Source organism: Aurantiacibacter marinus (assembly GCF_001021555.1).
Lineage (GTDB): Bacteria > Pseudomonadota > Alphaproteobacteria > Sphingomonadales > Sphingomonadaceae > Alteraurantiacibacter > Alteraurantiacibacter marinus.
Map to the genome: position 1 here is coordinate 304,421 of NZ_LDCP01000003.1, position 15,941 is coordinate 320,361.

Here is a 15,941-nt window from a genome sequence, read left to right on the forward strand (position 1 = left end):
ACACCAAGATAGAGGCAGGGCCATGAGCGACGCTTACGACATTCCGCGTATTCTCAAGGCTCTGCCGCATCGCTACCCGATGCTGCTGGTCGACCGTGTCACCAATCTGGTGAAGGGCGAAAGCATCAGCGCGGTCAAGGGCGTGACTTTCAACGAAGGTTTCTTCCAGGGCCATTTTCCCGGTCGACCGATTATGCCCGGTGTCCTGCAGATAGAGGCGCTGGCGCAGGCTGCCGGCATTCTCGGCATTGAAACGCTCGATCTGGCCGAAAGCGGCAAGCTTGTGTATTTCATGGCCATCGAGAACGCGAAGTTCCGCGCACCGGTGGAACCGGGCTGCCTGCTGGCGCTGGACGTGGAGTTCACGCAGCAGCGCCGGAATATCTGCAAATTCGCAGGCAAGGCCAGCGTTGATGGCAAGGTGACATGTGATGTCAGCTTTACGGCGATGATTGCCGACCCGCCCGAATAAGGTTGATCTTGGCGCACTGCGGCGCTAACCGCGCGCCATCTCATTTAACAGCTTGTCCGGTCGGAACCGGGCCTATGCTTAGAAGGACAATACGCCATGAAGGCCGATACGCATCCCGAATACCATATCATCAACGTCAAAATGACCGATGGTACCGAGTTCCAGACGAAGAGCACCTGGGGTAAAGAGGGCGATACGATGAATCTTGAAATCGACCCCACCAGCCACCCGGCATGGACCGGTGGCCCGCAGCGTCTGCAGGACGGTGGCCGCGTTGCCAAGTTCAACCAGCGTTTCGGTGGCCTCAAGATTGGCGGCAAGAAGGAAGGCTAATCAGCCACCTTCAGGGCAAATTTCAAAAAGGGCGGTCCGATCGGGCCGCCCTTTTTCGTGGTCAGTCGTCGGCAGTAAGACAGACGAACAGCATCACTACGGCCGATGCCACGCCATACATGAAGGCCCCTTCCATGGAGCCTGTACCTACTTCGGTTTGCCACATCTGGAAGAAAGCTGCGCCAAATGTCATGAACAGGCCGAACCAAGTGAGCAGGGCGATACCTGCGGCGATGATACCGGCTTTTTTCGCGGCGTGAAATGTGGCCGGATCGGCAGTACGTGCACGCAGCAGGTCCCAGCCGCCTTTGATTCCGAAGAAGCTGACGGCAAATTCGCCGATGAGTACCGCGCCAAGCGCGAACCATGCCAATGCGGGATTGGCGAGCGCGAAAAATGCGGTGCGCGGATAGACTTCATGGTCTGCCAGAGAGATTACATAGAGCAATGCCCCATGCGCCTGTGCAAGATTGGCGATATTCTGGATCGCGTAGAACAGGGCATGCAGCCCGATGAATGCCACCAGTGCGGCCTTTATTATGCGGATCATTGGTTCCCCCCCAACTCTAATGTGAGGAAAAGCTACGCCGGTTATGCGGTTTGCGCAAATGCGGCAGTTCAGCCCGGCGTCCGTTCGAATTTCATCACGCCGATGTACTGATACTGGCCTGTGTCGGCAGGATGGTTCTGTCCGTCAAAAACCGGAGTTTCCTCAAAGTCATAGATCGACATTCCGTCTATGCAGGCAACATTGATCCCGTAGTGATCGGGTTCAGAGCGCAGTTGGTGGAACGTGTGGATACCGCATCTGGAACAGAACCGGTGCCGCGCCTGACCAGAACCGAAAGTATAAAGTGAAAGCGAATCTTCGCCTGCGGTAATCGTCAGTGAAGTCATCGGCGCATCCAGCATTACCACGCCCTTCATCGCACAGATGGTGCAATTGCACCGCCGGATCACGGGGTTTTCCGGCATATCGAGCGTGAAACGAACGGCACCGCAATGGCACCCGCCCTGGCGTTGCTGCGTCATGATAGGATCACACCCACGGTTTTTCCCGATACCACTTGGTAATCACATATTTCACGCCTTTGCGCACTTTCATCCCGTGATGCAGCGTAGCCGGATTGAGCGAGCCGTCTTCGCGGTGGTTGTCCCAGCAGATCAACTTGCCGGTTTCTGGCTGGAAAGTCTTCTTCGCCACTTTGAAGCGGGTTGCGCCGCCAGCCTCCACCGCATTGAGATAGATCATGAAGGTCCACGTGCGATTGCCTGCAGTGCTGCAATATTTTGCGAAGTCGACACCGTTCGGCTCGAAGAAATCTGTGTGTGCCTTGAACTCCTGCCCTTCGGCATAGCGCTGGCCCTGAACAGGTTCCCCATGCGCAGGGTCTATACCGTTCAGCGCGAGCAGACGGGCCTCCAGATCCTGCACGGCGGGCTCGCTCGCCTCCAGGTCGCAGGTCTCGCTGGTGCGGAAATAACTGTCGCCGTCGCTATCCGCGATCGTGGAAGGGCGGCGGTCCTTGTCGATCAGGGTGATGAGGTCTGCGCACAATTGCGGCGGGAGAAACCCGGGGCAATCGAGCAATGTCAGTCTCGGCGAGGGGAACTGGCGCATCCCCTGGTGGCGCAAGAGAATCGCTGCGCTGCTCTCTCCCGGAGTCGGCTTGGCACGTGAGGCGGCACTTGGTGCCGGATTCGCGGCCAGGTTCGGAATTGGCGTCGACATGAAGATTTCGATAGAACGCAGCGCGCTGCAAAAAAAGGGGGCGCGTAACAATCTTTCGCGAATTCCGTCTGCGCGAACTTTTTGCTTTGCATCGCGGCCTGCTTGTGCAATTGGCCCGGTCCCGCGTTGGAAGCCGCTTGACCGGCAGGCGCAGGTCCGTACAGCCGCGCATCTTGGCATGCGTGCTGTTGGTGTGGCGATCGTAGCTCAGTTGGTTAGAGCGCCGGTTTGTGGTACCGGAGGTCGGGGGTTCAAGACCCCTCGATCGCCCCATTTCCTCCAGCTTCCTTGCCGCTGATTATATAAGGGCAGGGCATATATGTCGGCATTTTGGACCGAGCCGGATTGGGACGAGCATGAGCGCGTAGAGGTGGTTCACCACCGCGCATCGGGCCTGACCGCAATTATCGCGCTGCATTCAACCCATCTCGGCCCTGCTGCCGGCGGCACCCGTTTCTGGCATTATGCGGAACCTTCCGGTGCAATGCGCGATGCGTTGCGCCTGTCACGCGGGATGAGCTTCAAGAACGCGATGGCTGGCCTGCCGATTGGCGGCGGCAAGGCTGTTGTACTGCTCGACAAGGACGGAACGAAGACTCCCGCCATGCTGGAGGCCTTCGGCGATGCAGTAGAGGCATTGGCTGGACGTTATGTAACTGCCGAGGATGTCGGCGCGAGCGAGGCCGATATGGTCGCCATTGCCAAACGCACCGCGCATGTTTGCGGACTGCCCGCGCTGGAAGGCGATGCAGGCGGCGATCCTGGACCGTTCACAGCGATGGGCATTTATCACGGCATCAAGGCAGCTGTGGCGCACAAGCTGGGCAAGGATTCCATGCAGGGCGTGCGCGTTGCAGTTCAGGGCTGTGGATCTGTTGGCGGCGGCGTTGCACGCCTTCTGGCCAAAGATGGCGCCGATCTGATTGTGGCCGATATCGATGGTGGGCGGGCTCAGGCACTCGCCAGCGAAATCGGCGGCGAGGCTGTCGAATCGGATATGGTCATTGGCACCGCTTGCGATGTGTTCAGCCCCAATGCGCTTGGCGCGATTCTGGATGATGAAAGCATCGCGCGGCTCGATTGCGCCATTGTGGCGGGCGGCGCGAACAACCAGCTCGCGCGGCCGGAGCATGGTCGGCAACTGCACGCGCGCGACATTCTGTATGCGCCGGATTACGTCATCAACGCTGGCGGCATCATCAATGTCAGCCTGGAATATCTGTGCCGCCAGGACGGCAAGGCCTGCGATATCAACGAAGTGCGCCAGCGGATTGCGCAGATACCGGGCCGTTTGCAGACGATCTGGGATGCCAGTGCGGCGCAAGGTCTGCCATCGAACGAGGTGGCGGACGCGATGGCAATGGAACTGATTGGGCGCGGATAAGCTTTCGGCGCAAGAATTGGTGTGCTGGACCTAAGGGAAGGCTTGTCGCCCGCCGCCCCACCTGCCATTGAAGGCGGGTGGTAATTATCCAAGCCTGACGATGCATATTTACGCCAATCCCGCCCGATTCTTGCGGATCGCGAAGTGGCTCACTCCGCTGTTGCTGGTGAGCGGGCTGGTCTTGACTGGCAGCGCGCTGCTGTGGGGATTTACGCAGGTTCCACCTGACCGGCTGATGGGCGATACGGTCCGCATCCTGTTTGTGCATGTGCCCGCCGCCTGGCTTGGCATGGGCGGATGGACTGCAATCGCCGTCGCCAGCCTTGTCGAATTGGTGTGGCGCCATCCGCTCGCCGCCATTGCGGCTAGAGCTACCGCAGTTCCAGGTGCGGTATTCGCCGCCATATGTCTTGCCACCGGCTCCATTTGGGGCCGCCCGACATGGGGAACCTGGTGGGTTTGGGATGGCCGGCTAACGAGCATGCTGGTGCTGCTGTTTCTGTACTTCGGTTACATCGCCTTGTCCTCGTCGCTTGCGCGCGAAGGGCAGGCCAGTCGCATCGCCGCCATCTTCGGGCTTGTCGGCGCAATCAATGTGCCGATTATCAACCGTTCGGTGGTGTGGTGGAATTCGCTTCACCAGCCGCCCAGCATCACCATCGGACAAAGTTCGATTGATCCCGTTTTCCTGTGGCCGCTTCTGGCGGCAACGATCGGCTTTTCGCTGCTGTTCGGCGGCGTGGTGCTGGCGCGGATGCGCACAATTCTGGCCGATATCCAGGCAGAGGCGCGGTTGCGCCGAAAGGCCCAGAAAGCCGACATGAATGCCGATCTGCAAAGTGATGGAGCGACGGCGTGAGGGAAGCACTCGACCAGATGCTGTTCGTTTATGCCTCTTACGGAGTGACCGTGGTGGGCACGCTGGCGCTGGTGGCGCAAAGCTGGTTCGCGATGAAGGCCGCAGAGGCGCGGCGTGACAGGGCAAAGAACAAATGACCACGGGATTGAAGCCGAAGCACCAACGCCTGGCGTTGTTGGTAGTGGCGCTGCTTGCGCTGATCGGGGCAACTCTGCTGGCGGTTTATGCGCTGCGCGATCAGGCGAGCTATTTCTACGTTCCCGCCGACGTCGCGGCCAACCCGCCGGAACCAGGCCAGGCGATCCGCCTTGGCGGCATGGTGGAAACAGGCTCTATCACGACGCAGGCAGACGGGGTCACGGTTCAGTTCATCGTCGAGGACGGAGAGGCGCGCGTTCCCGTAAGCTACACCGGCATCCTGCCGGATCTGTTCGTTGAAGGATCGGGCGTGGTCGCTGATGGCCGTATGGACGCCAACGGGACATTCGTTGCCGACAATTTGCTGGCCAAGCATGATGAAAATTACATGCCACGCGAACTGGAAGGTATGACGACCGCAGAAATGCGCGAGGAAATGCAGGATACGGTATCAGGATCGAGCCAGTGATTGCTGAAATCGGACTTGCCGCCCTGTGGCTTTCTGCCGCACTTGCCGTCTTGCAATTGCTGGGTGGATTTGCCGGCGCACGCGCTGCCGATGGTGTAGCTCCTCTCTCCGCGCTTGTGCGGCCTGCCGCGACCTTGCAGGCCTTCTTGTGTTCGATTGCGTTCCTGTCGCTGGTTTATCTGTTCGCCGTCACCGACCTGTCGGTAAGGCTTGTCGCGATCAATTCGCATTCCATGAAGCCGATGATTTTCAAGCTGTCCGGCACATGGGGCAATCACGAAGGATCCATGCTTCTGTGGGTGACAGTGATGGCTATGGCGGGAGGCCTGATCGCCCTGATCGAGCGGCGCCTTGCAGAACGCACCATGATGGCGACGCTGGCGGCGCAGGCCTTTGTCGCCCTTGGCTTTTACGCTTTCCTTATCCTGTCCTCCAATCCGTTCGAGCGGCTGACGGAAGTGCCCGCAGAAGGCAACGGACTCAATCCGCTGTTGCAGGACATCGGCTTGGCCTTTCATCCGCCAACCCTTTACATTGGCTATGTCGGTCTGTCGGTCGCTTTCAGCTTCGCGGTTGGCGCATTGCTGACACGCGCCGTGACGCCAGAATTTGCGCGCGTGATGCGCCCATGGGTCTTGGCTGCGTGGATATTCCTCACCATCGGTATCACCGCCGGATCTTACTGGGCGTATTACGAGCTTGGCTGGGGCGGCTGGTGGTTCTGGGACCCGGTCGAAAATGCCAGTCTGATGCCGTGGCTCGCGGCTACCGCTCTGCTGCATTCCGCCAGCGTTCTGGCTGCGCGTGACGCACTGCGCACGTGGACAATCATGCTGGGCGTGATCGCCTTTTCAATGAGCATGGTCGGCACATTTCTTGTACGTTCCGGTATTCTGACCAGCGTCCACGCCTTTGCTGTTGACCCGGAGCGAGGCAGCTTCATCCTCGGGTTGCTGATACTTTACATTGGCGGCGCATTGGTGATCTTTGCCCTGCGCGCCAATACCATCGCAGAGGGCGAGCGGTTCAGTCTGGTGAGCCGTGAAGGCGCGCTGGTAGTGAACAATATCGCGCTGTCTGCGATTCTTGGAATTGTCTTGCTGGGCACGCTTTATCCGCTGCTGACAGAGGCTTTTGATGTGCGCGTTTCCGTAGGGCCGCCGTATTTCAATCCGGTCGGCGCGATTTTCTTCTTGCCCATGGTTCTGGTGCTGATGGTCGGCCCGCTGCTGCGGTGGCGCAGGGATGAATTTTCGCGCATTATCAAGCCTGTGGCATTGGCCGGTACGATCGTTCTGGCTGTTTTGGTCGGCGTGGCGTTGCTCAATGACATCGGCATTCTTTCGGTGCTGGGTCTGGCGTTGGCGGCAGGTCTTGCCATCGCCAGCTGGGCACCGCTGTTCAAACGCGCACTGCTGCGAACTCCGTTGGCGGTCTGGGGAATGTGCCTTGCACATTTCGGCGTGGCGGTGGCGCTGTTCGGTATGGCAGCCGACAGTGCGTTCCAGAAGGAACGGCTTGTCGCGGCCAGCGTGGGCGATGTGGTTGAAGTTGGCCCGTGGACCGGCCGGCTCGATAGTGTGAACGCACTTGCCGGGCAGAACTGGACTGCGATGCAGGCGAATATGATGATTTCGTATGATGGCGGGCCAGAGCGAGAGGCGCGGCCACAATCGCGCAATTTCTGGACGCCGCAGATGGAAACGAGCGAGGTGGCCTTGCTCACCCGCTGGAATGGGCAGCTGTATGTGGCAGTGGGCAATCAGGCGGAGGATGGCCGCTGGCAGCTGCGGCTGTGGTGGAAGCCGTTTGTGACATTCATCTGGTATGGCGGCCTACTGATCGCTCTTGGCGGTGCTCTTGCGCTGGTTGGTCGGGTCATCGGTGATCTGCGCCGTCGCCGCTATGCAACCGATGTCGATGATCACGATGAATTGCCGTTGGAACCAGAGGTTCAGCCCGCGTCATGAAAACCCTGCGCATCCTGCTCTGGGCAGCCGTTCTCATCGCGTCGGGCCTGTTCGGCCTGTTCGGCTACCAATTGACCCAACCGCGTGACGAATTTGTGCAAAGTGCGCTGGTCGGGCAAGAAATCCCGCCTTTTGATTTGCCCGCAGCCACCGCGTCGAGGCCCGGACTGACAAGCGCCGATCTTGCCGATGGCAGCCCCAAACTGCTCAATGTCTTTGCCAGCTGGTGCGTACCTTGCGCGGCAGAAGCTCCGCAGCTCGAAGCGCTTGAGCGTGAGGGCGCGCAGATCGTTGCTGTTGCCATCCGTGACCGGACCGAAGACGTCGACCGCTTCCTCGAACTTTACGGCAACCCTTTTACCCGCATTGGCCGGGATGACATTTCTGAAGTGCAACTTGCGATCGGTTCGTCTGGCGTGCCAGAAACTTTCGTGATCGCTGGCGACGGTACGATTACTTATCAGCATATCGGCGATATCCGGCCCGAACACGTGCCGGAATTGCTGGAAGAACTGCGGAAGGCGGGGGCATGAAGACTGTTCTGACAGCTTTACTGGCCCTGTTTTGCGCTGCGATTTTTGCTGCGCCTGTGGCCGCACAGGATACGATGCCGCCTGCGCCTTACGCTTATCAGCAGCTTGATGACCCGGCTCTGGAAGAAGCTGCCCGCGTCCTCATGGAAACGCTGCGCTGCCTCAAGTGCCAGAGCCAGTCCATTGCCGATAGCGATGCGCCGATGGCGGGCGATATGCGGCACCAGGTCCGCAGCCGCATTCAGGCAGGTGAAACACCCGATGAAGTGCGCGATTGGCTTGTGGAGCGTTACGGCGATTATGTCAGCTATGATCCGCAAGTCAGCGCGACAACGTGGCCGCTGTTTGTTGTACCCCTGCTGCTGGTATTATTCGGCGGCCTGATGTTCTGGCGCCGTGTCGGGCGCAAAGGTGAATCCGCATGACCTGGATTTCCGTGATCCTGCTGGCGCTTGTCGCATTCGCCATCGCAGCAGTTGTTTTCCGGCTTGATCGCAGTTTGTGGACAAGCCTTGCTGCGGCATTGGTTTTCGGGCTTGCCGGTTACGCCTGGCAGGCGAATCCCGATCTTGCTTCTGCCCCCAAATCGGCAGAGCGTACCGCCAATGAAGGCGATTTCGATATTGTCGAGCAGCGCCGTGAATTCATTGCAGAGCGCGAGCGTAGCCGGGCGAACGGGTTGATAACGGCGGATGCCATGGCGCGGCGCGGCCGCTACGTGGAGGCGTCGGAATTTCTGTCCGGCGTCACCAACGAGAATCCGCGCGATCTGGAATCATGGCTGGCGCTAGGCAATGTCCTTGTCGAACATTCAGACGGCGTACTTACCGCGCCGGCGCTCTATGCCTATCGTCAGGCCGCAACGTTGGCTCCGGCGCATCCGGGTGCGGGCTATTTTCTTGGCGTGGCGCTGATCCGGCAGGGCCGTTTTATGGAAGCGCGCGGAATCTGGGCAGAAGCACTTGCCAATGCCCCGGAAGATGCAGCGGGGCGAGAGGGCCTTGAAGAGAGGCTCAACCGCCTCGACGGAATGCTCGGCGCGATGGGTGAATTGCAGGCGACGCAGGGCGGACCTCCTGTTGCTGCACCAACTGAATAGACGTTTGTGCGCCGCACCATGTTGCTAGGCGGTTGCCGCGCTGCTATCGCGCGCGTTTCGCCGCTGGGCGATTAAGCGAAATGGGCCGAAAATCCATATGAGCGCAGCCACACAGGACCGCGATTCTGCCAAGTTGAAACTCGCCGCCGGTGCCATTGGCATCGTTTTCGGCGATATCGGCACGTCTCCGCTATACGCCTTCCGCGAAACCTTTCGCGGTGCGCACCAGATGCCGATCGATGATCTGCATATTCTGGGCGTGGTGAGCCTGATCTTCTGGTCCATGGTGCTGGTGGTGGCGTTGCAATATGTCACTATCCTGATGCGTGCCGACAATAACGGGCAAGGGGGCAGTCTTGCGCTGGTTGCGCTGCTTTCGCGCAGTGTCGGCAAGACAAACTACGGCTGGCTGATCGTTCTGCTCGGCGTATTTGCGACTGCGCTGTTTTACGGCGATTCCATGATTACGCCGGCAATTTCAGTGCTGTCTGCGGTCGAAGGGCTGACGGTCGTTGACCACAGGCTCGACAAATTCGTAATCCCGATTGCCCTCGTACTGTTGGTCGGACTGTTCGTTTTGCAGAAGAGCGGGACGGCGAAAGTGGGTGCGATGTTCGCGCCCGTGATGATATTCTACTTCGTCACTATCGCCATACTGGGCGGCATTCAGATATTCGGTTCGCCAGAAATCTTGTGGGCGCTCAACCCCTGGTACGCGGTGCAGTTCTTCATCACGGACAAATGGTTTGCGTTTCTCGCGCTCGGCTCCGTGGTTCTGGCAGTCACCGGCGCAGAGGCGCTGTATTCGGATATGGGCCATTTTGGGCGCGGACCGATGAAGCTCTCCTGGTTCGGCTTTGTCATGCCTTGCCTGCTGATCAATTATTTCGGCCAGGGTGCCTTGATCCTGAGCTTGCCACCAGCTGCGGCAGAAGAAGCAATCATGAACCCCTTCTTCTTCCTCGCCGACGAGGCCTACCGCCTGCCACTGGTGATCTTGGCGACTTGCGCCACGTTTATTGCCAGTCAGGCGGTTATTTCCGGCGCGTTCAGCATCACCCATCAGGCGATCCAGCTTGGTTTTGTGCCGCGCCTGTCGATCCGTCACACAAGCGACGAACATTCCGGCCAGATCTATATCCCCTTCGTCAACTGGGCGCTGATGGTGGCGGTGATCATTCTGGTCCTGACCTTCCAGAATTCGTCCAACCTCGCCAGCGCATATGGCATTGCCGTAACCGGAGCAGTGACGATCGATACCCTGCTGATGGCGGTGCTGTTCATCGGTGTGTGGAAATGGCCGAAGTGGATTGCGATCCCCATTGTGATGGTTTTCCTGATTGTGGACGGCGCGTATTTCGCGGCGAACCTGACCAAGGTGCCCGATGGCGGCTGGTTCCCGCTACTGGTCGGCGCGATTGCCTTCACTCTGCTCACCACATGGGCGAAGGGCCGCGGGCTGATGCGGGCGCGGATGACCGAAATGGGACTGCCATTGGATATCTTCGCCAAGTCTGCCCGGTCCAGCACGGCCCGCGTTCCGGGCACGGCTATTTTCATGAATTCCGGTTCCAGCGGAACGCCTTCTGCATTGCTGCACAATATCAAGCACAACAAGGTCCTGCATGAGCGGATCGTGGTGTTGACAGTCGATATTGCCGACGTTCCCTATGTCGATCCGTCAAAGCGGTGCGAGATCATGGAGCTGGGCGACGGGTTCTTCCGTGTGATCCTGCACTATGGTTTCATGGAAGAAACCGATGTGCCCAAGGCGCTTGCCAGCCGTGAAATGTGCGGCGGGCCATTTGATATGATGAACACCAGTTTCTTCCTCAGCCGGCAGACACTTCTGAGCGCAGACAAGCCTGGCATGGCGATCTGGCGAGAGCGATTGTTCGCATGGATGATGCGCAATGCAGCGACGCCTATGGAATTTTTCCAACTGCCCACAAACCGCGTGGTGGAATTGGGAAGCCAAGTGGAAATTTGACCAAACCCTTACGCTGACATAGCATCCCGCCGTGGCACACGATCTTGTTGTGCCGATGGGGGGCCATCAATGAATCAAAGTAAAGAGCAGGGGGCCATGGGTCCGCTGATGAGTATCTCGCTTGTCGTCGGCACAATGATCGGCGCGGGGATATTCTTTCTCCCGTCATCGCTCGCGCCGCTGGGCTGGAATTCTGTCATCGGCTGGCTTGTCAGCGGGACCGGCGCGCTTTGCCTTGCTGCGACATTCCGGTTTCTGATGGATGGCACGGGCGAGGGCATCCAGCACAATATCGAACGTGTGGTTGGCGAACTGCCGGGCTTCATTGCGCTCTGGGCATATTGGGCAGCCGGTTTCGCTTCCGTTGCGGCGCTCAGTCTGGCTGGCGGATCGATAATCGCCGATCTCGTGTTTGACGATCCGGAGCCATATGTCAGCATCGTCGTGGCGTTGTGCCTGCTGTGGGGCGTGGTGCTGGTCAATTTGGCGGGTACGCGTTCCGCAGGGCGATTTCAGGTCATATCGGTTGCAATAAAGTTGGTCCCGCTGGTTCTGGTTGCAGGCATCTTCGGCTGGGCCATGACCGGCGCTGAACAACTGCAGCCGATGGCCAGCACTCCGGTGAATCTGGATAATATCTCTGGCGCGGTGGCGCTGACGTTGTTCGCGCTGTTAGGTTTTGAAGCGGCAAGTGTTCCCGTCAACAAGATCCGTAATCCGGGCCGAAATATCCCGCTGGCGCTGATCGGCGGCACGCTGCTGGTCGTCACGCTATATCTCACCGCGAGCACGGGCATGGTCATGGTCGTGCCGTGGGAAGAAATCGCCGCGTCCAATTCGCCATTTTCCGACATGTTGAGCGCTTTCTTCGGTCCCGTAACGGGCACCGTGATGGCGCTGTGTATCCTTATCAGCGTAACGGGTTGCGCGAATGGATTGATCCTTGTCGGCGCTGATTGCAGCTATTCCATGGCACTGCGGCGCGAATTGCCAAAGGCACTGGCGCATACCAACGCACGCGGGGTGCCCGATATAGGAGTGCTTCTGACCGGTGTAGTCTCAACCCTGCTTATCCTGGCCAATCTGTCGCGCGGGCTGACCGGAATGTTCACTTTCATGGTGCTGTTGACGAGCGGCGGCGTGCTGGTTTTCTACCTGATGGCCGCCTTGGCGACGATGAAGGAGAACCAGAAAGCCGCGCGGTGGCCTGTGTTGGTGCTTGGCCTGTTGTTCATCGCCTATGCCACCTATGGGTCGGGTGCCGAGACGATCTTCTGGATCGGAGTGTTGCTGGTTATAGGGCTGATAGTCCGCTGGTTTTGCAGACGTGCAGCAACTGGCGAAGATTCTGTTATCAGCGCTGCCGGGTGATGCGCGTCAACCTGTCGGTGGCTCGTTCTTGACTGCTTCCTCAATCGCATCGTCTTCCTCTCCCAGCGCCAGTCCGTGCCGCATCAGCATCGGCACCTGGGTGAAGGTGAACAGGAACGTCAGCGGCAGGAACAGCCACAACTTCGCCGCCAGCCATGTTTCGAAGCTGACGAACCAGACCAGCGCGGAATTCAGCACGCCGAGGAAAATGAAGAACACGCCCCAATTGCGCGACAACTTCAGCCAGCCTTCGTCGTTCAGCCCTTCAAACGCGGCCTCCAGCAACAGTTTCAGCAGCGATTTCCCGCGGTAATAGCCGATTAGCAGCACGACTGCGAAAATCGCGTAAACAATGGTCGGCTTCCACTGGATGAAGCGCTCATCCTGAAAGTAGATGGTCAGCGCGCCAAAGCCCACAATCAGCGCGGTCGACAGCATCAGCATAGGGCTGACCTTGCCAAGCCGCCATTTGCTGACCGCGAGTGCGATAACGGCCGCCACAATAAAGGCGCCTGTGCCCCGGATGACGGCGAAGATCTCGCCGCTCATGTCGCCGCTCTCTTCAGGTGAAAAATATTTGTAGACGAAGAAGAACACCAGCAGCGGGCCGTAATCGACTGCCACATTCATCCAACCGGATTTGGGCTTGTCGTTTTTCTGCTCGGCCATCACGCTACTCCTGCAATCACGCGTGCGACCAGATCGGGATCGAAGGGCCGTAAATCGTCCAGCGTCTCACCAACGCCGATGGCGTGGATGGGAAGGCCGTATTGTTCTGCCGCCGCCACCAGCACGCCGCCACGTGCGGTGCCGTCCAGCTTGGTCATGATCAGGCCGGTGACGCCTGCGACTTCCTTGAAAATCTCGATCTGGCCGAGCGCATTCTGGCCGTTGGTGGCATCCAGCACCAGCAGCACATCATGCGGAGCCTCTGGATTGAGACGGCCCAGAACTTTGCGGATCTTTGCCAGCTCATCCATTAGTTCGCGCTTGTTTTGCAGGCGGCCTGCGGTGTCCACGATCAGTGCATCGGTGCCGATATCGGTCGCCTTCTTCACCGCATCGAACACAATGCTGGCAGGATCGCCACCTTCGGGGCCGGTCACGATGGGCGCGCCGATGCGGTCTGCCCATACCTTGAGCTGTCCGATGGCGGCAGCGCGGAAGGTGTCCCCAGCGGCCAGCATCACTTCATAATCATCTTCCTGCAACCAATGGCCCAGCTTCGCGATGGTCGTGGTTTTTCCGGAGCCATTGACCCCGATCACCAGAATGACTTGCGGGCGAGGGAAGGCGGTAACTTCCAGCGGAATGGCGACAGGCCGCAGGATTGCGGCGATTTCTTCGGCAACCGCCTCTTTCAATTCCCGTTCCGTGATCGAGAGGCCGAAGCGCTTCTCAGTCAGTTTTGCACGGATACGCGCGGCGGCTGCCGGGCCGAGGTCGGACATGATCAGCGCGTCTTCGACATCATCCAGCGTCGCATCATCCAGCTTCGCGGTGCCAACAACGCTGGTCAGATTGTCTGACAGGCGATCGGATGTCTTGCGGAAGCCGCCGAACAGTTTGTCTGACCAGGTGGGTTCGCTCACGTGAGAAGGCCTTGTTCGATAGCTTCGGGAGTGATGGAGATTATGCTGCCTACCTGCGTACCATCCGGCAAGGCGACACGCGCGAAGTTTTCCGCATAGCCCGCGCCGTCCCGTTCGGCGAGGACCTTAAGCGGGCTGCCCACAAGGCTCGCCAGCCACTTCGCACGGACTACGCCAACGGCGGCGCGCAATTCAGCAGCACGTGCCTTGATTATGGGTTTTTCCAGCTGCGGCATACGGGCGGCAGGCGTGTTGGGGCGGGGCGAGTAGGGGAAGATATGGCCGTGCACGATGGGCAGGTCGGCGATGATTGAAAGATTGTCCGCGTGATGCGCGGCATCCTCTGTCGGGAAACCGGCGATGATATCTGCGCCCACGGCAAGATCGGGGCGAGCTTCGCGCAGGCGCTCAACCAAATTAACGGCATCCGATCTGCTGTGGCGGCGCTTCATCCGCTTCAGGATCAGGTCTGCGCCATGCTGCAGACTTAAGTGCAAATGCGGCATCATGCGCGGCTCATGCGCGAACAGATCGAACAACAGCGGATCAATTTCGACCCCGTCCACCGATGACATGCGCAGGCGCTGCAATTGCGGAAATTTGCGGAGCACGGCGGCGACCAATTCGCCCAGCGCTGGCGCGCCGGGCAGATCATGCCCCCAACTCGTTACGTCCACGCCGGTCAGCACCACTTCAGGGGCGCCGTGTTCCAGATGGCGCTCAACCTCTCCCAGTACCCGGGCGATCGTTAACGAACGGCTCGGTCCGCGGCCTTGCGGGATGACACAGAACGTGCAGGCGTGATCACAGCCGTTCTGGACGGCGATGAATGCGCGGGTGTGGGTCTTGGGCGCAGGGTCTGCGCGTTCCGGCACGTTCCATGCGCGCGCATCCAGTTTTTGCGTGTTCGGTACCAGCCCGTCAACCTCTGGCATCGCGGCGATCTGTTCACGTTCGATATCGGCTGCGCAGCCAGTCACCAGCAGACGCGCATCGGGCCGCGCGCGGCGGGCCTTGCGGATTGCCTGACGGGTTTGCCGGACTGCCTCCATAGTGACCGCGCAGCTATTGACCACAATGACATCCTCGCCTGCAACCAGCGTACGAATGCGCTCGCTTTCAGCGATGTTCAGGCGGCAACCAAGCGAGATAACTTCCGCGCGGCTCAAGCGTAATCGCCCCACTCGAAGGTGCCACGAAAGCTTTCTGTTGCAGGGCCTGTCATCGTGATGCGGTTGTCTTCACCCCAAGTTATGAAGAGCGGGCCGCCGGGCAAGTGCACTGTCACCTCACGGTCAACCAGACCCCGCCGCATGGCTGCCACCGCCGTTGCGCAGGCGCCGGTGCCGCAAGCACGCGTCAACCCGGCACCGCGTTCCCACACGCGCAAGCGGATTGTGGAGCGATCCTCAATGCTGGCGACATTCACATTGATACGCTCTGGAAACAGCTCGTCATGCTCTATTTGCGGACCGATCTGATCGAGCAGCACTGCATCATTGTCTTCCACGAAAAACACCACATGCGGATTGCCTACATTGACTGCGGTGGGCTGTTCGAGTTCTTCCCAGCCAAGCGGCATGGCCAGCGTGTCCATGGCATAGGCGAGGGGAATGGCATCCCATTCAAAGCGGGGCTCACCCATATCGACGGCAATCCCGCTGTCGTCGGGGCGGGTATTGATCATGCCGGAGTTTGTCATAATGCGGGCCGGTTCGCCCAGCAGCATCCCGACTGCGCGGGAGGCATTGCCGCAGGCTTCTACCTCGCCGCCGTCCTGATTGTAGATGCGCATCCGGCACGCCGCGTCCGCGTCCGGTTCCAGAACGATCACCTGATCGCAGCCGATGCCTTCGTTCCTGTCTGCAAGTGCGCGCACGCTTGGCGGAGATAAAGGCGGCAGGGGAGTAGCTCGCGCATCCAGCACGATGAAATCATTGCCCAGACCGTGCATTTTGACGAAGGGAATGCGCATGCTTGCCAACTAGGGGCGCACACA

19 protein-coding genes and 1 tRNA gene are annotated in these 15,941 nt (G+C 59.4%); 13 read left to right on the forward strand and 7 right to left on the reverse strand.

Annotation, left to right across the window (positions count from 1 at the left end):
- Positions 1–22: 22 nt before the first annotated feature.
- Together fabZ and rpmE are read left to right on the forward strand one after the other, a co-directional pair.
- On the forward strand, positions 23–472 hold the full coding sequence (gene fabZ, locus AB731_RS11520) for a 3-hydroxyacyl-ACP dehydratase FabZ (RefSeq protein WP_047094014.1): 450 nt from the start codon (positions 23–25) through the stop codon (positions 470–472).
- Positions 473–568: 96 nt separating this feature from the next.
- Entirely contained in the window at positions 569–805 is a 237-nt protein-coding gene (gene rpmE / locus AB731_RS11525; RefSeq protein WP_047094013.1) for a 50S ribosomal protein L31, read from the forward strand.
- Between the two features lie 61 nt (positions 806–866).
- On the opposite strand, the gene AB731_RS13715 is transcribed toward rpmE, so the two are convergent.
- The 3 genes from AB731_RS13715 to AB731_RS11540 form a co-directional block, all read right to left on the reverse strand.
- A complete protein-coding gene (locus AB731_RS13715) occupies positions 867–1,355 on the reverse strand; it encodes a DUF2165 family protein (RefSeq protein WP_052769021.1) in 489 nt (162 codons plus the stop codon).
- 68 nt (positions 1,356–1,423) lie between these two features.
- Positions 1,424–1,837, reverse strand: a complete 414-nt coding sequence (locus AB731_RS11535) for a GFA family protein (protein ID WP_047094012.1) — start codon at positions 1,835–1,837, stop codon at positions 1,424–1,426.
- 7 nt (positions 1,838–1,844) lie between these two features.
- Entirely contained in the window at positions 1,845–2,426 is a 582-nt protein-coding gene (locus AB731_RS11540) for a prolyl hydroxylase family protein (protein ID WP_047094251.1), read from the reverse strand.
- A 307-nt stretch (positions 2,427–2,733) separates the two neighbouring features.
- Here AB731_RS11540 and AB731_RS11545 point away from each other — a divergent pair.
- The 11 genes from AB731_RS11545 (at position 2,734) to AB731_RS11590 (ending at position 12,350) form a co-directional block, all read left to right on the forward strand.
- Positions 2,734–2,810: transfer RNA gene (locus tag AB731_RS11545), tRNA-His, on the forward strand.
- A 46-nt stretch (positions 2,811–2,856) separates the two neighbouring features.
- Positions 2,857–3,921 carry a Leu/Phe/Val dehydrogenase gene (locus tag AB731_RS11550; RefSeq protein WP_047094011.1) on the forward strand — a complete coding sequence of 355 codons (1,065 nt, stop codon included), beginning with the start codon at positions 2,857–2,859 and terminating at the stop codon, positions 3,919–3,921.
- Between the two features lie 100 nt (positions 3,922–4,021).
- On the forward strand, positions 4,022–4,780 hold the full coding sequence (gene ccmC, locus AB731_RS11555) for a heme ABC transporter permease CcmC (protein ID WP_047094010.1): 759 nt from the start codon (positions 4,022–4,024) through the stop codon (positions 4,778–4,780).
- Positions 4,777–4,917, forward strand: coding sequence for a hypothetical protein (locus AB731_RS14150; RefSeq protein WP_164474697.1), 141 nt, complete (start codon positions 4,777–4,779; stop codon positions 4,915–4,917). The genes ccmC and AB731_RS14150 overlap by 4 nt, the downstream gene beginning before the upstream one ends.
- On the forward strand, positions 4,914–5,387 hold the full coding sequence (ccmE, locus tag AB731_RS11560) for a cytochrome c maturation protein CcmE (RefSeq protein WP_047094009.1): 474 nt from the start codon (positions 4,914–4,916) through the stop codon (positions 5,385–5,387). Before AB731_RS14150 ends, ccmE begins: the two co-directional genes overlap by 4 nt.
- Positions 5,384–7,357: a heme lyase CcmF/NrfE family subunit gene (locus tag AB731_RS11565; RefSeq protein WP_047094008.1), complete on the forward strand. Its 1,974-nt coding sequence runs from the start codon at positions 5,384–5,386 to the stop codon at positions 7,355–7,357. Before ccmE ends, AB731_RS11565 begins: the two co-directional genes overlap by 4 nt.
- Positions 7,354–7,890 carry a redoxin family protein gene (locus AB731_RS11570; protein ID WP_047094007.1) on the forward strand — a complete coding sequence of 179 codons (537 nt, stop codon included), beginning with the start codon at positions 7,354–7,356 and terminating at the stop codon, positions 7,888–7,890. Before AB731_RS11565 ends, AB731_RS11570 begins: the two co-directional genes overlap by 4 nt.
- The gene (locus tag AB731_RS11575; protein WP_047094006.1) at positions 7,887–8,315 is read left to right on the forward strand and encodes a cytochrome c-type biogenesis protein; all 429 of its coding nucleotides are present in this window, start codon (positions 7,887–7,889) and stop codon (positions 8,313–8,315) included. The genes AB731_RS11570 and AB731_RS11575 overlap by 4 nt, the downstream gene beginning before the upstream one ends.
- Positions 8,312–8,989 (forward strand): tetratricopeptide repeat protein, encoded by a 678-nt coding sequence (locus AB731_RS11580; RefSeq protein WP_047094005.1) that lies wholly within the window; start codon positions 8,312–8,314, stop codon positions 8,987–8,989. Before AB731_RS11575 ends, AB731_RS11580 begins: the two co-directional genes overlap by 4 nt.
- Before the next feature lie 97 nt (positions 8,990–9,086).
- Entirely contained in the window at positions 9,087–10,979 is a 1,893-nt protein-coding gene (locus AB731_RS11585; RefSeq protein ID WP_047094004.1) for a potassium transporter Kup, read from the forward strand.
- Between the two features lie 108 nt (positions 10,980–11,087).
- Complete coding sequence (locus AB731_RS11590) at positions 11,088–12,350, forward strand: APC family permease (RefSeq protein WP_162199479.1); 1,263 nt, start codon at positions 11,088–11,090, stop codon at positions 12,348–12,350.
- 6 nt (positions 12,351–12,356) lie between these two features.
- Here AB731_RS11590 and AB731_RS11595 read toward each other — a convergent pair whose 3' ends face one another.
- From AB731_RS11595 to dapF, 4 genes are read right to left on the reverse strand one after another with little or no spacing between them, the layout of a single operon-like run.
- Positions 12,357–13,019: an inner membrane-spanning protein YciB gene (locus AB731_RS11595; RefSeq protein WP_047094002.1), complete on the reverse strand. Its 663-nt coding sequence runs from the start codon at positions 13,017–13,019 to the stop codon at positions 12,357–12,359.
- On the reverse strand, positions 13,019–13,942 hold the full coding sequence (gene ftsY, locus AB731_RS11600; RefSeq protein ID WP_047094001.1) for a signal recognition particle-docking protein FtsY: 924 nt from the start codon (positions 13,940–13,942) through the stop codon (positions 13,019–13,021). Before ftsY ends, AB731_RS11595 begins: the two co-directional genes overlap by 1 nt.
- Positions 13,939–15,111, reverse strand: a complete 1,173-nt coding sequence (locus tag AB731_RS11605; RefSeq protein WP_047094000.1) for a MiaB/RimO family radical SAM methylthiotransferase — start codon at positions 15,109–15,111, stop codon at positions 13,939–13,941. The genes ftsY and AB731_RS11605 overlap by 4 nt, the downstream gene beginning before the upstream one ends.
- Positions 15,108–15,917, reverse strand: a complete 810-nt coding sequence (gene dapF, locus AB731_RS11610) for a diaminopimelate epimerase (RefSeq protein WP_047093999.1) — start codon at positions 15,915–15,917, stop codon at positions 15,108–15,110. The genes AB731_RS11605 and dapF overlap by 4 nt, the downstream gene beginning before the upstream one ends.
- Positions 15,918–15,941: the final 24 nt, after the last annotated feature.

Excerpts from the sequence above, each read along its gene's own strand:
- fabZ (WP_047094014.1), top strand. The coding sequence starts at position 23 with ATGAGCGACGCTTACGACATTCCGCGTATTCTCAAGGCTCTGCCGCAT.
- rpmE (WP_047094013.1), top strand. The coding sequence starts at position 569 with ATGAAGGCCGATACGCATCCCGAATACCATATCATCAACGTCAAAATG.
- AB731_RS13715 (WP_052769021.1), bottom strand. The coding sequence starts at position 1,355 with ATGATCCGCATAATAAAGGCCGCACTGGTGGCATTCATCGGGCTGCAT.
- AB731_RS11535 (WP_047094012.1), bottom strand. The coding sequence starts at position 1,837 with ATGACGCAGCAACGCCAGGGCGGGTGCCATTGCGGTGCCGTTCGTTTC.
- AB731_RS11540 (WP_047094251.1), bottom strand. The coding sequence starts at position 2,426 with ATGCGCCAGTTCCCCTCGCCGAGACTGACATTGCTCGATTGCCCCGGG.
- AB731_RS11550 (WP_047094011.1), top strand. The coding sequence starts at position 2,857 with ATGTCGGCATTTTGGACCGAGCCGGATTGGGACGAGCATGAGCGCGTA.
- ccmC (WP_047094010.1), top strand. The coding sequence starts at position 4,022 with ATGCATATTTACGCCAATCCCGCCCGATTCTTGCGGATCGCGAAGTGG.
- ccmE (WP_047094009.1), top strand. The coding sequence starts at position 4,914 with ATGACCACGGGATTGAAGCCGAAGCACCAACGCCTGGCGTTGTTGGTA.
- AB731_RS11570 (WP_047094007.1), top strand. The coding sequence starts at position 7,354 with ATGAAAACCCTGCGCATCCTGCTCTGGGCAGCCGTTCTCATCGCGTCG.
- AB731_RS11575 (WP_047094006.1), top strand. The coding sequence starts at position 7,887 with ATGAAGACTGTTCTGACAGCTTTACTGGCCCTGTTTTGCGCTGCGATT.
- AB731_RS11580 (WP_047094005.1), top strand. The coding sequence starts at position 8,312 with ATGACCTGGATTTCCGTGATCCTGCTGGCGCTTGTCGCATTCGCCATC.
- AB731_RS11585 (WP_047094004.1), top strand. The coding sequence starts at position 9,087 with ATGAGCGCAGCCACACAGGACCGCGATTCTGCCAAGTTGAAACTCGCC.
- AB731_RS11590 (WP_162199479.1), top strand. The coding sequence starts at position 11,088 with ATGAGTATCTCGCTTGTCGTCGGCACAATGATCGGCGCGGGGATATTC.
- AB731_RS11595 (WP_047094002.1), bottom strand. The coding sequence starts at position 13,019 with ATGGCCGAGCAGAAAAACGACAAGCCCAAATCCGGTTGGATGAATGTG.
- dapF (WP_047093999.1), bottom strand. The coding sequence starts at position 15,917 with ATGCGCATTCCCTTCGTCAAAATGCACGGTCTGGGCAATGATTTCATC.